Genomic DNA, 13,030 nt, shown 5'->3' on the forward strand with positions numbered 1-13,030 from the left:
CGGCATGGCCGGTCAGGCCGAGCGCGCGGAGCGCGGCGGCGGCGACCTCGGGTGAGGCATCGCCGGCGAGGCTGGCGAAGAAATCGGCGAAGCCGAAGCCGCCGGCGCGGGCCAGCGCTTCGATCGCGGCCGCCCTGACGACTGGCACGCCGTCCGCGCGCGATGCATGCACCGCAAGCTCGTTGAAGCGCGTCCGCGGAAAGCGCCTGAACAGCTCGATGACGCGCCGCGAGCGCTGCCCCGCCACGCCGATATTGTCCAGTACGAAGTCGAGCAGCGGCAGGCTGCCGAGATCGCTGAGCGCGATGGCCGCGGCGATCCTGACTTCGCGCGAGCGGTCCTCGGCCAGCGCCGAAAGCAGGCGTGCCGACGCATCCTCCGAATCCAGCGCCGCGAGCATCTCGGCGGCGTGGATGCGTTCGGCGACGTTGCCTCGTTCAAGCTGCCTGCCGACACGGGCCGGCATGCCGCATTCCTTGAAGGCGGCAAGGACGTCGTCGTGCTCCGCGCCGCGCAGCAGCGACAGGAATTCGAAGCCGGCATTGATCGCCACCCCGGCCGGCACCGCGAGGATGGCCGCCTTCAGGGCCTCGCGGTCGCGGTTTTCGGTGAAGGCGATCAGCGCCGTCAGAAGCTGGCGCCGCTGATCGGCGTTGGCCGTGCCGCGGCGCTCCTGCAGCACCCGGCGCAGGATCAGGATCAGCATGATCGCGATGGAAAGCGCGCCAAGCAGGATGGAGAGGTCCCAGACGTACCACATGGTCAGAACCGCGCGGTCAGGCCGAGCCCGACGATGGTTCGGTCGAATGTCGGGCGTTGCTCATGCGCGATGCTGGCGCGCAGCGTCAGCGGATCGGTGACGTCGAAGGAAACGCCGCCAAAGACGGTGCGCGTCGGCACCAGCGTGCCGTCGGAGATTTCCGGCGCGTCGGCGTAGCCGCCGAAGACGTTGAAGCGCTGCGTCACCGCGAGGTCGGCGCGCAGCACATAGCCGTCGGCGCGGGTGCCGATATCGTCCTCGGCATGCACCCAGCGGGCGGACAGCCCGAGCCGGCCGTCGAAAATGTAGCCCTGCACCCAGGGCGAGACGGTGGTGACGCCGGTATCGGCGAAATCGTCGTAGCGGGCGTCGATGTTGAGCGAGACCGGTCCGAACGCTTTCGCCGGCGCCACGACCTGCCAGGACGCGCCAGCGCCGATCGAATAGCGCGCCAGGAAATCGGCATCCGGCGTTGCGGCTGCCAGCGCATAGGCGGAGAAGGCGGGCGAAAATGGCTGGTCGATGCGGCCCTCGACCTGGACGTCGGTGTGTCCGTAGCGGGTCGCCACCCGCGTGCGGCCTGAAAGGGTCGTCGCCGGCGACAGCCGATAGGCAAGGCCGGCCGCGCTGTCGGTCCAGTCGCCGAGGCCGCCCGTGAGGTCGCTGACCTCCGTGCCGATGTCGAGCCGCCATTTGCGCGGCGGCGGCACCGCCAGCCGCTGCTCGATCTCGGCGGAGCCGGGCTCGATGGCGAGCGCCTGGTTGTAGGCTGCCCGCGCGGCCGCGTCGTCGCCCTCGGCGCGGCGGACGTCGCCGATCCCCACCAGCGCCTCCGCATTGCGCGGATCGATCGCAAGCACGCGATCGAATGATTGCCCGGCCCGCGTGTAGTCCGCTTCGAGAAGAGAAATCCTGGCGTCGAGGTTCAGCGCCTCGACATTGTCCGGCGCTGAGGCCAGCACGTCATCGACTATCGCGCGGGCGCGCGGCACGTCGCCTTGCCAGATCGCCAGGCGGACCTTGCCGAGTCGGGCGTCGAGCAAGCCGGGCTTGATCGCCAGGGCCCGGTCGAAGAACTGCCCGGCCTCGTCGAAGCGCTGGCCGGCGCCAGCGACCAGGCCAAGGGCGACCAGGACGTCGGTGTTCCTCGGCGCCAGCTTTAGCGCCCGGCGATAGGCCCGCTCGGCCTCGGCCAGCTTGCCCGCGGCCTTGAGCCGCCTGCCCTGCTCCATCAGCCCGGCGACGGGATCGGGCCGCCACAGCGGCGCCGTCTTCGCGGACGCTGCCGTCGCCGGAGCCGGCTTGGGCTTGCCGCCGGCCGCCTGCTTTGCCTTGCGGATGGTCTCGACCAGCGTGGCGGCATCGGCATTGCCGGGCTCGGCGCCCGCCGCCTTCTCGGCCAGCGGCAGCGCGGCATCCAGATTGCCGGAGCGGAACTCGACCTCGGCCAGGCCGAAGCTGGCATCCATATAGGTCGGGGCGAGCGACAGCGCCCTGGAGAAGGCGTCGCGCGCGGCCGGCAGATCGTTGCGGCCGAGCTCGACAAAGCCGAGCTGCACCAGGGCATCGGCATTGTCGGGCTTCAGCGCCAACGCGCGCTTGAGCAGATCCGCCGCCTCGTCGAAATGCTGGGCCTGCCTCGCCTTGACGCCGGACGCGTAAAGCTCGTCGACCGTCTGGGCCCATGAAACACCGGGAGGCGCGGCCATTGCCAGGAACATGCATGCGGCAAGGGCTGCGCGCCGGCTTTGCCGCATCAGCGTTTCTTCCGCGCGATCAGGCGCGCCAGCCGGGCCAGCAGCTCCTCGGGGATGAACGGCTTCACAAGATAGTCGTCGGCGCCCTTTTCGAGCGCCGAGACGATGTCCTTTTCGGCCTTGCGGGCGGTCAGCATGACGACGGGGGTTTCGGACAGGTTGGGGTCGCCCTTGATGCGCGCAAGCACCTCGATGCCGTCCGCCTTGGGCATCATGGCGTCGAGCACGATGATGTCGGGCCCGTCGCGCTCCGCCTTCGAAAGCGCTTCGGCCCCGTCCACCGCCTTGATGACCTCGTATCCCTTCGCCCGCAGCCTGAATTCCATCAGCTCGAGCAACAAGGGATCGTCATCGCAGATCAGAACTCTTGCCTTCGCTCCATCCACCTGTGCTGCTCCGGTTCCATCGCCCCCGGAGTGATCAATCAACGAACCGCCATCCGCCAATGTGGTCCACGCCCATAGTTCCGCGCGGGCCGCAGGCCCGCAACACCCGTGCGATCATAGTTATAGCCGATTCGCGACGGCCGCATTTCGCTACAATCAGTAGATGAATAAGTCGGCATGGTATATGAGCCGTAAACGGCGCCGCACAGCTTCCCGCCGATGCGGCCGCCGGGAAGCCCGAACAGCCCGTCAGCGCGCGCGCAGCGCCAGCAGCTTCCCGACCTCAGCGGCGAGCGCCAGCGGGTCGAAGGGTTTGGCGATGACCCCGACCGCCCCCATGGCCAGATAATGTTCAACCTGATGCGTCTGGGTGCGCGCCGTGATGAACGCCACGGGAATCGATGCCGTAAGCGGCGAGGCGGCCAGCCGCTTCAGCGTCTCCGGCCCATCCATGTCCGGCATCATCACGTCGAGCAGGATGAGGTTGGGCTGCCAGTCGGCGGCGACCGCCAGCGCTTGGGCGCCCGAAGAGCAGGACCGCACCTCGAACCGAGGCTCGAGCTCCAGCGACATCTGCGCGATTTCGCGGATGTCGTCCTCGTCGTCCACATAGAGGATCCTTGCCGACATCAATGTCACTCCCCTGCTTGCGCGGTGGATTTCGCCGCGTTGCGAGACGCAACCAACATGCGCCGGACCAGCTTGGCGACATCGATCTCCGACGCCCTGGTCTTGGTCATCATCGCCTGCACCCGGTCGCCGAGTTTCTCGTCCATCTCCGCCGCCGAGAACACGATGACTCGGGTTTCCTGCGGCAGATCGATGAGCAGGTCCAGCCCCGACCCGTCGGGAAGCGCGATGTCCAGGATGACCAGGTCGAAGCGATGCTTGGCGACCGCCCGCCGCGCCTCCTGCAGCGTTTTCGCCGAGGCGATCAAGACGTCCGGACCCAGCCCCGCCGACATCACGGCAAGCACGCCCTCGTCGTCCTCGACGTGGAGGATCCTCGGCCTGCGCTCGACCTTGCCGGCGACGATCTTGGAGAGAGCGGCGTGAAGCCGCTTCGAGTCCACCGGCTTCTCCAGCCAGTCGACGATGCCGACGGCGGTGCCGTTGAGTGAGCGCTTGGCCTCATCGGCGACGGCGGAGATGACGATGACCGAGATGTCGGAATTCACCGGTGACGCCCTGATGTCGTGGAAGAGCTTGATGCCGGATTCACCCGCCAGCCTGATGTCGAGCGTCAGCGCCACATAATCACGGGAGCGCAGCAGCGCCATGGCGGTGTCGATGTCGGGGGCGACGTCGCTGGAAAAGCCCTCCGCATCGAGCAGTGCTGCGATCACCGCCGCGACATCGGTCTCGTCCTCGCAGATGAGGACACGCAGGCGGCCATCGCGCGGCCGCGACCGGCGCTCCGTCGAAACCGGCTTGTCAGGCTGCCTCTGCGCCTCGGCGAGGTCGACATGGAACGAGGTTCCCTTGCCTTCCTCGGTCTCGAAGGAAACGGCGCCGCCGAGCTTTTCGACGATGGTCTTGACGATGCTCAGGCCGAGGCCGGTGCCGCCCTGCTTGCGGGTGCTGGAGGCATCCGCCTGCTCGAACTTGCCGAAGATGCGGCTGCGGAATGCCTCGGGAATGCCGGCGCCCTGATCGATCACCGAGATGCGCAGCATGTCGCGATCGCGGCGCTCGAGTTTCACCGTCACGGTGCCGTCGGCGTTGGAGAACTTGATCGCATTCGACAGCAGATTGGCCATCACCTGATGCAGGCGATCCTCGTCGATGTTGGCCTCGGCGCGCGGGGCATCGTCGACCAGGACGATGCGGATCCCGCCGTCGGCCCGGTAGTTGGAGCTGGCGGCAATGGCCTGCTCCAGCAGGGGGCGGACGGGCATCTGCTTGATCTTGAAGGCGATCACGCCCGATTCGATCTTCTCCATGTCGAGGATGTCGTTGATGAGAAGAACCAGCCGCTCGCTGTTGTTGTGGGCGATGTTGATGAGGTTGGCGACCTTTGGCGGCAGCTCGCCCGCCACGCCGGCCGCGATCAGGCCGAGCGAACCGCGGATCGACGTCAGCGGGGTGCGCAATTCGTGGCTGACCGTCGAGATGAAATCGTTCTTGAGCTGGGTATTGCGTTTCTGCTCGGTGATGTCGCGATTGTAGGTGATGACGCCGGTGATCTTGCCGGCCTCGTCGCGGAACGGCGCCTTCAGCGTGTAGAGCCAGCCCTGCTTGCCGTCCGGGAAAATCGCCGGCTGGTCGATGCGCAGCGTCTGGCCGGCCTCCAGCGCGCCCATCTCGTCCTGCCGGAAGCGCTCCGCCACATCCTTCGGGTAGAAATCGAAATCCGTCTTGCCGATCAGGTTCTCGACCGAGGTGGCGTTCACCATTTCGGCGGTCGCCGGATTGGCGGCGATGAAGCGGCCGTCGACGTCCTTTATGTTCAGGCAATCCGGCAGCTCGCGAACCATGGCCCGGTAGATCATGTTGGACATGACAAGATCGCGCCGCCGCTGCTGGCGGTCGAGCAGCACGCTGACGATGATGGTGCTGAGGAAGCGAAACACAAGCGACGGGAACGTGCTCTGCTGCACCATGCCGGCGACGACTTGCGGGGGAATGACCAGGAGCGTGATCAGTCCGGCGAGAGCGACCGACACGCCGAGGCCGAATATGTCGAAGATGGTGCGCGACCGGGCCGCGACGATGTGATGCCAGGCAATGCCGACGACAGCCGTGATGAGGATGCCCACGATCCCGATGCTCGCGCCCTGGCCGCCGAGATGGATGCGATAGGCAATGGAGCCGGCCGTGGCGATGACCATGGCCGGCCATCCGCCGAAGAAGGCGGCGGCGGCGATGAAGGCGGCGCGCAGATCGACGATGAAGCCGGAGACGGAGAGCGCCGTCGCCATGGAAATGACCGCGCCCGTGCACATCACCACGCCGAGAACCAGCGACTGCCTGCGCTGCGAGAGACGCCCGGTAAAATCCGCCACAAGATCCCAGGCGACCACCAGGATGGAGACCAGGGCAAGATTGGCGAGGAGTGAGCGCCAGATATCGGTCATGACTTTCCGGCTCCTTTTTTCCGATAGATACCGGCAAAACCTATCCGAGGTCTAAAGAGCCGTGGACCGGTCTGAGCGACAATGGGACAGGCCGAAACGCCGAATCGGCGACCAGTGCGAAGCGTCAGGCCGACGCGATCATCGCCCAGCGAACGGCATATGTCGACGACCTCCGGCCGCGAAGGGGCTTCAGGCGAGGTGGCGGAAGTTCGACGGCGGCTGCGCCACCCAGGCCTCGATCTCGCGCGTGACGAAGGCGGCGGCCTGGTGGTGGATGAAGTGGCCGGCACCGGGCAGCGCCAGCACGGAAGAGACGTTGTCGACCTCGCGGAACGTGCCGTCGAAGGCGCTGGCCGGAACATAGGGATCGTCGGTGCCGAACAGGGCAAGGGTCGGCGCCCTGATCAACGGCAGCGGGCCGATGTCGGGCACCCTGCCCAGCGGAATATTGGCCCTGTAGTAGTTCAGCACCGCCTCCGGATCGGATTGCCGAAGCGACGCCACGAGCGCCTGTCTATCGTCCACGTCGGCAACCCAGCTGGCAAGCTCGTCCGGCGTGGGCAGGGCTGCCACACCGGCTTCCTGGAAGCGGCGCACGTAACCGAAATATCCGGAATTGGCTGGATCGGCTATGGCCCGAAGATAGTTGCGCGGATGGGGACTGGAGAGAGTTATGAGGTGGCGTACCGCCGACGGCACGCGCATGGCCAGCCACCAGGCGATGGTTCCTCCCCAGTCGTGGCCGACGATTGAAGCCTGGGAGAGTCGTTCCGCCATGAGGATGGACAGCACGTCTTGAACGAGGTTCGGCAGCAACGCGTAGTTTGCATGTCCCCTCGGCCTGTCGCTTAGCCCGAATCCGCGCAGATCCGGCGCCAGGACCCTGTAGTTGCCGCATAGAGATTCGATCTGACGGCGCCAGCCAAGACCATGGTCGGGAAACCCGTGCAGAAAAACGATCGGCGGGCCGGAGCCCGCCGCGATGTAGTGCAACCTAACGTTCCCGTTCGATGCGAACCTGGACTCGAAAGTCGTAACCGAAGCCACCCTGACCGGCCGCTGCGATCACATCTTGACTTCGAGGCGCAGGAACGGCCCCTGGAATACCTGGTTCTCGTGGTCGGCATTCACAAGAAGGTTGTGCCATGCCTCGATCTTGTAGCCTGCGGTCAAGGTCGTGTTCGGCATCGGCGTCCAGCTCAAGCCGGCCGACGCATCGAGGTTAGAGACCGTTTCGCTCGAGCTCTCACTGAACAAAGTTGCGGAAGCATGCATGTCAGGGTTTGTTTGCGTGACACTGCCACCAACACGGTTGGTGCGGCGGCCCCACATCACGGAGCCCGAAACGGCGCCCGTCAGGCCCCAGTTTTCGCCGACCGGGTAATAAGCCTCGGCACCAACCCTTGGACCGATGCCCCAGTATTCGGACGAGCCAACCTTGTCGGCGGAAATGCCCTTGTCGGCAGGATTGTCAGGCGTGAACGTCTCGGAGAAGTCGAACACCTTTTCGTCCGCATGTGCGATCCGCAGGCCGCCAAAGAAGCGGATGTCAGCCTGCTGTGCCTTGACGTGCTTGCCGACGTCGAAATCGAACGCCTGAAAGGCGTAGCCGTCGCCGTAACGAGCGCTAATGGTACCGTCTGGATCGGTGACAGGCCCCTCGCCAAGAAGGACCGACCGGTGCTTGCCGACATGAAAGGTGCCGGAAAGACGCCAATCCAGCCCCGGGGAAATCTGCTTGGTCAACGCTACTGACCCGGAGATGTCGCCGTTGCTGTTGCCCAGCTTGTCGCTGCTGAGCTTGTCGTCCTTGTGGACATTGTTCCAGAAATAGGCGCCTTCGAACGACATCTTGATGCGCGCATCGATGACCGCCGGGTCCGATGGTTGCGCCTCTCCGGCATGAGCCGTGGCCACGCCGATGGTTGTCACGGAGGCAGCCGATGCCGCCACCGTTGCTAAAAGTTTGCCCTGTACTTGAGCCCGCATGCTTATCCCCACCCCAGATTCTCGCGGCTGCCAATATTGCAGAGACTCGGATAACGGCCTATTGCCGAGAGGATGCCCCGACACTTTGCCGCGTCAGTGTAACATCTTTGCAACAGCAATAAAAAACACAATGACTAGAGATAGTTAGCGCCAGACGATGACAAACGGGGGCTTCGTGGACAATCCAGCGCAAATTGAAGGCTTTCTGAACAATCTCGCCTACGCGCTCTTTGCCCGGAGCGGCCAGATCACCCCCGAGCCTCGTGAAATCGGCAATCTCGCGGTCTTCGACCACCCAGACGCGGTCGACAGGATCGCCAAGGCCCCGAACCTGTTTCGCAAGAACTTCTCGCTGATTTCCGCACTCGGCTTCAGCCGCTTCAACACCAATGACGAGGAGTGGGCGACAAGGCGCTCAATCACGCAAGACAGTTACCTCGCTGCAGCGAAGCCCGCCCAGGTGCAAAGCGTGTCCGATATCTTCGCCTCGTGCTTCAGCGTCTGCGAAACGTCCCTGGCCGGCATCCAGGAGGCGCTGTTCGCTGGCGCCCTGACCATCTTCTATCAGGCGTTCAGACTTGTGGCTGAGCCCCGGTCGACGGCGGCATTGCTTGACCGGACCCGCGAGGTGCTGCGCCGCCTGCAATATTACTCCTGGGTCACGCCGACCGATGCTGAGCGCACCAGCGTCATCAGCGACGCCCGCGCGGTCATAGCCGAGTTCGGAGCGCAGCTGATGGCGGACCCACGATCGGCCGCCCAAATGCGCCGCTTCTCCGAGAAATCAGGCGGAATCGACAGCTTCTCGCCCATCGAAGAGTTCGTCATGAACCTTTTCGCGGGCGTCGAAACCACCGTGACGACGGTGCTGTGGGTGATCGACAGGCTCGGCGCCAACCAGAAAGTACAGGAGCGTATCCATGACGAGATCGCCGGCGCCAAGGCCGACACGCCGTTCACCGACTGCTTCATCAACGAGACGATGCGGTATTTTCCGCCCATTCCGTTCCTGACGCGCGAGGTGAGCGCCGACACGGTAATCGACGGCGTGGCGCTGAGGGCCGGGCAACTCATCATGCTTTCCATCGTTGGCGCGCACCAGCATCCCGAGTTCTGGGAGAATCCGCGGACATTCGATGCCAGCCGCAAGGAATTCATCGACAATAGTTTCGACCGTCGCGCCTTCATCCCGTTCCTGACCGGGCCGCGCATGTGCGGCGGCGCACGCCTTGGCCGGCTCGAGGTCGAGCAAGCGGTTCGCGCGGTGGTGCGGCAGTTCGCATTCGCCCGCACCGACGACATTATCCGCTTCGACTATGCGCTGGCATTGCGCCCGGCGACAGGCATGGCGGTCGTGGTGTCAAGGCGCTGACAATGGCCGGTCCGTTGCGCCAGGCATGTCGCGCCACAGGTCCCGGATCAGGCTTCCGAATTGCCTTGCGATGATAGTTTTCATATCCGCATCGTGCTGATAGCGCGCGCTTGCCTCGATGGCGGCCTTGTCCAGATCATGGGCCGGAAACCAGTTTCGCATCGTCGCTCGCACATTCTCGTACGGGCTGGCGACAAAATCCTCATAGGCGACATCGACTACCCTCATGGGATCAATGGTCGAGAGGTAGTTCCGCCACATGACCTCAGAGTCGGCGATATGGCGCACCGTATCGATGACCGCCTTCTGGCTTATCGTCTTCAACTTCGGGATTCCCGGCAGCGTATCCCCGCCATCGAACGGTTGCCCGGTATAGAGCATCGCAAGCAGGCTGACGGTCTGGTCAACCTTGTTGCGTCGGGACAGGAACACATAAAATGACCTTGTATCGTCCTGGCCGATCGCGTTGCGCGCGAAGTTCAGATTGCCTGCGAACAGCTTTGCCGCGAACACGCCATTGACCGAGCGTCTTGCCAGAAGTTGCCGTCCGTATGACGCTGCCGCGCGATCGAGTGCCGGGACGTCGATGGCATCGTGGCCGGTCCAGCGGCGCAGGAGCGGCAGCGCAAACTGCCACTGGAAGTACTCGGTGGGCAGACCGAGCCCGAAATGCTTCAGCACCCGACAGTAGGAATGGCCGGCAGTTCGGGGCGTCGTGCAAATCAGGATCTTGATCGGTTTGCCATCCGACCCAGCCTGATCGAAAGCAGCCGATTGCAGCTTTCCGTATGCTTCCTCGAAGTGCATTGCCGATCCCCCAAAGGCAGCGCCAGTTCAAACGGCGGACAGGAAACCCAGGATCAAGAAAGCCTGATCAATCGTCATCAGCGAGGGCGGGCTGCCCGCATCAATGTTGTCGACGATACAGATGTCTGGCCGGACGCGACGCGTCCGCTCCAAGGCGCTCCTGTCGATGAATTCGCTCTTTCGCCCATACATCAGCAACATGCGCGCATCCAGCTTGGCCACCATGGGAAACAGATCGTATGCACGTCCGGTCATTGTCGCGAAATTCTCGGTCGCGGCCGGATCATAGGCCAGCCGAACGCCGTCGGTGCCGCCGGCGATTCGGTTCTCGATGTAGCGGCTTAGAACCACTTCCTCGACGGTGCCCATCTCGGCGCTTGCGGCACGCAGATAGTCCCTCGCCACGGCGCGCGTCTCGAAGGTCAGCGTGCTTTCCCGGATGACCGCGTCTCTCAGGGCGTCGACCTTCGGGCCGCCGATCATGGGAACATCATTGAGGACTATCCGATCGACACGGCCGCGGTTTGCATGGAGGAACAGTGCCAGGATCAGCCCGCCCCATGATGTGCCGATGAAGTGGTTCTCCTTGCCGGCAAACCGACCGAGCGCGCGCAAGCACCGGGAATAGAGATCGATGTCGTAACCCGCACCAAGAAACGCGCTGCGCCCACGCCCAAGCAGATCGGGGCAGATCACCAGATAGCCGTTGCGGCAAAGAAAGGTCGCGAGATAATCGAAATCGGCGCCGTTCCCGGTAAAACCGTGGAGGCAATAGACTGTCCCACGAGACTGGCCGGCCGGCTGCCAAATGCGCACGAGCATCGACGCATAACGGTCGCCGAGGCGGATCAGAATCTCCTGGGTGAGCCCCTCGCCTGGCGCGGCCTGGTCCATCATGCATCCCGCTTGCGCACGGCGCGCTTCATGGCGCCACGGGCATCGATGAAGTCGCGCTTCCAGTAGACCGACTTGTCGAGGTTGAGCAGTTTCGCCTCCTTGATCAGCGGCAGGATGTGCGAGGACGAGCGCGTCGCCATAACGGTTGCGGCAATTGCGCTGCCACCAGGATCGGGATTGAGCGGGCCATTGTTCGCGACCCATGTTTCGGCGATCTCACGGCTGGTCACGACCCAGCCGACGTAGGCGACGATCGCATCGTCAATGGCACCGATAAGATGCGATTGCTGCTCGATCTGATAGCGCAACGACTTCACCATCTGGCCAAATTCGTAGCCGTCGAAGGGCGGATGGTGCGCAATGAAGTTGCAGACCAGACCAAGCGAGAACGGGTTGAAAGGAACGCGGGTGAAAAGAAGCTTGCTCATACGGACTCATGGTGTTTCAAGCGGGCGCGAGATTATGATGAGGAACCGGGGCGAGCTAGAGGGAAAAGAGCGGGGCGAATAGTCGTGGCGTCGCGATCTTGACTGCTAGAGGGGCTACTGCCGACGGGAGAGCGCGCATGAGAAAGGTCATCATCACGGAGTTCATCAGCGTCGACGGCATCGCCGAGGTCGAGAAGCTGCCGAACGTCACCTGGAACGACGAGATGAACGCGTTCAAGGAGGCCGAACTCGCCGACAGCGGCGCTATGCTTCTCGGCCGCACGACCTACGAGATCTTTGCCGGTTCATGGCCCTCCGAAACCGGAGACTTCGCCGATCGGTTCAATGCGCTGCCGAAATTTGTCGCCTCGACCAGCCTGCAGGCGCTCGACTGGCAACCGGCGCAATTGCTCGCAGGCCACCTGCCCGAAGCGGTCGCCAGCCTGAAGCAGACAAACGGCGGCAACATCTATGTGCATGGCAGCTTGAGCATTGCCCGGCAGTTGCTCAGTCACGGGCTCGTCGATCGCCTGAGGCTGCTCGTCTATCCGGGCGCCGTCGGCCAGGGCAAGCCGTTGTTCCCGACCGAGGAGCCGCTCGCGCTAGAGCTGATCTCGGCCGTCCCGTTCAGCAATGGCGTGGTGGCGCTGGAGTATGCGCCGGTCGCGAAGGGTTAGTAGCCTGCTCCAAAGGCTGGGCATCGCCGGGCCAGGAAGCAGCGCGGCGCCGCGGACGTGAAGGCTCCGCTCTGTCTATTGCTTTAGGAAAGCTGCCGTCATCGAACGATCGGGGGCAAGGAGCCCCCGATTGCTGTTCGGACGAGATTTACGCCAGCTCGTCAGATGAGGAAGACGCTGGCGTCCGGATGCGTCTGGTTGTTCATCGCATCGAAGGCGTTGGCGATATCGTTGATCCCCGGTTGACCGGTCAGGCCGAAATTGGAGGTCGGGGCGTTGGTGTCGTTAAGGACGTCCCGCACCGCGGCGATCACCTCGCCCGGTTGCAGCGTGTGGTCGTCGTTCGTGTCAATCTGATTGAGAATTGCGATGATGGCCGGGTTCGAACTGGTCGCCGCGGAGAAACTGAAATTGAGTTCCGGTTTACCGCCGGGGCCGTCGGGCACGGCAGTGACGGCAGCGGAGAGATACGCCGCCGCCGAGGAGCGTTCGAGGTGGTTCACCCCACCGCCCTTGGCTCCCAACGCATCCGCGATCGAGGGCGTTCCTGGAATCTTCGACAGGTTCTGGAACTCGAAGATGGTCTCGAAGGAAGTGTTGGAGTTCCAGCCCGAGTGGAACTCGCCTAGCTCCTGGGTCAAGATATCGAGGTGGTTCTTCCAGAAGCCCGGCGTCAGGCCCTGGCCGGCCGGCGGCAGGAAGTTTGTGAAGTCGTTGCCGGTGTCGGTGCCACCGCTGCCGGGATTGTCGACCGTCTGCACGAGGATCCCGGTCTGCTGCGAGCCGTCCGGCACGACCTCGTAGATGTTCTTGCCGACATCGGCCAGCGTCAGTCCGCCGATCGACCAGGCGCCGCCGGCCCCCGTCGTCGTCGAGCGGT

The 13,030-nt window shown here is 64.2% G+C and carries 13 protein-coding genes; 2 read left to right on the forward strand and 11 right to left on the reverse strand.

Annotated features, from left to right (window positions below; all coding sequences use genetic code 11):
• From EN738_RS19575 to EN738_RS19605, 7 genes are all read right to left on the reverse strand, one after another.
• A partial coding sequence (locus EN738_RS19575) for a HEAT repeat domain-containing protein (RefSeq protein ID WP_127285142.1) occupies window positions 1–760 on the reverse strand: 760 nt, incomplete at its 3' end.
• Window positions 761–762: 2 nt separating this feature from the next.
• On the reverse strand, window positions 763–2,517 hold the full coding sequence (locus EN738_RS19580; RefSeq protein ID WP_127285143.1) for a YaiO family outer membrane beta-barrel protein: 1,755 nt from the start codon (window positions 2,515–2,517) through the stop codon (window positions 763–765).
• Window positions 2,517–2,903 carry a response regulator gene (locus EN738_RS19585; RefSeq protein ID WP_127285144.1) on the reverse strand — a complete coding sequence of 129 codons (387 nt, stop codon included), beginning with the start codon at window positions 2,901–2,903 and terminating at the stop codon, window positions 2,517–2,519. Before EN738_RS19585 ends, EN738_RS19580 begins: the two co-directional genes overlap by 1 nt.
• Window positions 2,904–3,152: 249 nt before the next feature.
• The gene (locus tag EN738_RS19590; protein WP_127285145.1) at window positions 3,153–3,533 is read right to left on the reverse strand and encodes a response regulator; all 381 of its coding nucleotides are present in this window, start codon (window positions 3,531–3,533) and stop codon (window positions 3,153–3,155) included.
• A 5-nt stretch (window positions 3,534–3,538) separates the two neighbouring features.
• Window positions 3,539–5,980, reverse strand: a complete 2,442-nt coding sequence (locus EN738_RS19595) for an ATP-binding protein (RefSeq protein WP_127285146.1) — start codon at window positions 5,978–5,980, stop codon at window positions 3,539–3,541.
• 189 nt (window positions 5,981–6,169) lie between these two features.
• Entirely contained in the window at window positions 6,170–6,973 is an 804-nt protein-coding gene (locus EN738_RS19600) for an alpha/beta hydrolase (protein WP_189340597.1), read from the reverse strand.
• Window positions 6,974–7,045: 72 nt separating this feature from the next.
• Complete coding sequence (locus EN738_RS19605; protein WP_127285148.1) at window positions 7,046–7,969, reverse strand: Lpg1974 family pore-forming outer membrane protein; 924 nt, start codon at window positions 7,967–7,969, stop codon at window positions 7,046–7,048.
• A 175-nt stretch (window positions 7,970–8,144) separates the two neighbouring features.
• On the opposite strand from EN738_RS19605, the gene EN738_RS19610 reads away from it, so the two are divergent.
• Window positions 8,145–9,341 (forward strand): cytochrome P450, encoded by a 1,197-nt coding sequence (locus EN738_RS19610; RefSeq protein WP_189340662.1) that lies wholly within the window; start codon window positions 8,145–8,147, stop codon window positions 9,339–9,341.
• On the opposite strand, the gene EN738_RS19615 is transcribed toward EN738_RS19610, so the two are convergent.
• From EN738_RS19615 to EN738_RS35545, 3 genes are read right to left on the reverse strand one after another with little or no spacing between them, the layout of a single operon-like run.
• Complete coding sequence (locus EN738_RS19615) at window positions 9,330–10,148, reverse strand: Stf0 family sulfotransferase (RefSeq protein WP_127285150.1); 819 nt, start codon at window positions 10,146–10,148, stop codon at window positions 9,330–9,332. The two genes, EN738_RS19610 and EN738_RS19615, sit on opposite strands and share 12 nt — an antisense overlap.
• 27 nt (window positions 10,149–10,175) lie before the next feature.
• Window positions 10,176–11,042, reverse strand: a complete 867-nt coding sequence (locus tag EN738_RS19620) for an alpha/beta hydrolase (RefSeq protein WP_189524297.1) — start codon at window positions 11,040–11,042, stop codon at window positions 10,176–10,178.
• The gene (locus EN738_RS35545) at window positions 11,042–11,473 is read right to left on the reverse strand and encodes a hypothetical protein (protein ID WP_128274106.1); all 432 of its coding nucleotides are present in this window, start codon (window positions 11,471–11,473) and stop codon (window positions 11,042–11,044) included. Before EN738_RS35545 ends, EN738_RS19620 begins: the two co-directional genes overlap by 1 nt.
• Window positions 11,474–11,610: 137 nt before the next feature.
• Between EN738_RS35545 and EN738_RS19625 the strand changes: the two genes are divergently transcribed.
• Entirely contained in the window at window positions 11,611–12,150 is a 540-nt protein-coding gene (locus EN738_RS19625; protein WP_127285152.1) for a dihydrofolate reductase family protein, read from the forward strand.
• A gap of 161 nt (window positions 12,151–12,311) precedes the next feature.
• Here the strand turns inward: EN738_RS19625 and EN738_RS35550 are convergent.
• Window positions 12,312–13,030 (reverse strand): hypothetical protein (locus EN738_RS35550; protein ID WP_189605897.1); only part of this gene is annotated, 719 nt, incomplete at its 5' end.

Origin of the sequence: Mesorhizobium sp. M4B.F.Ca.ET.017.02.2.1, assembly GCF_003998955.1 — a bacterium.
GTDB lineage: Bacteria > Pseudomonadota > Alphaproteobacteria > Rhizobiales > Rhizobiaceae > Mesorhizobium > Mesorhizobium abyssinicae.

Coding starts and splice junctions, on each gene's coding strand:
- EN738_RS19580 (WP_127285143.1), bottom strand. CDS start 2,517: ATGCGGCAAAGCCGGCGCGCAGCCCTTGCCGCATGCATGTTCCTGGCA.
- EN738_RS19590 (WP_127285145.1), bottom strand. CDS start 3,533: ATGTCGGCAAGGATCCTCTATGTGGACGACGAGGACGACATCCGCGAA.
- EN738_RS19595 (WP_127285146.1), bottom strand. CDS start 5,980: ATGACCGATATCTGGCGCTCACTCCTCGCCAATCTTGCCCTGGTCTCC.
- EN738_RS19605 (WP_127285148.1), bottom strand. CDS start 7,969: ATGCGGGCTCAAGTACAGGGCAAACTTTTAGCAACGGTGGCGGCATCG.
- EN738_RS19615 (WP_127285150.1), bottom strand. CDS start 10,148: ATGCACTTCGAGGAAGCATACGGAAAGCTGCAATCGGCTGCTTTCGAT.
- EN738_RS19620 (WP_189524297.1), bottom strand. CDS start 11,042: ATGGACCAGGCCGCGCCAGGCGAGGGGCTCACCCAGGAGATTCTGATC.
- EN738_RS35545 (WP_128274106.1), bottom strand. CDS start 11,473: ATGAGCAAGCTTCTTTTCACCCGCGTTCCTTTCAACCCGTTCTCGCTT.
- EN738_RS19625 (WP_127285152.1), top strand. CDS start 11,611: ATGAGAAAGGTCATCATCACGGAGTTCATCAGCGTCGACGGCATCGCC.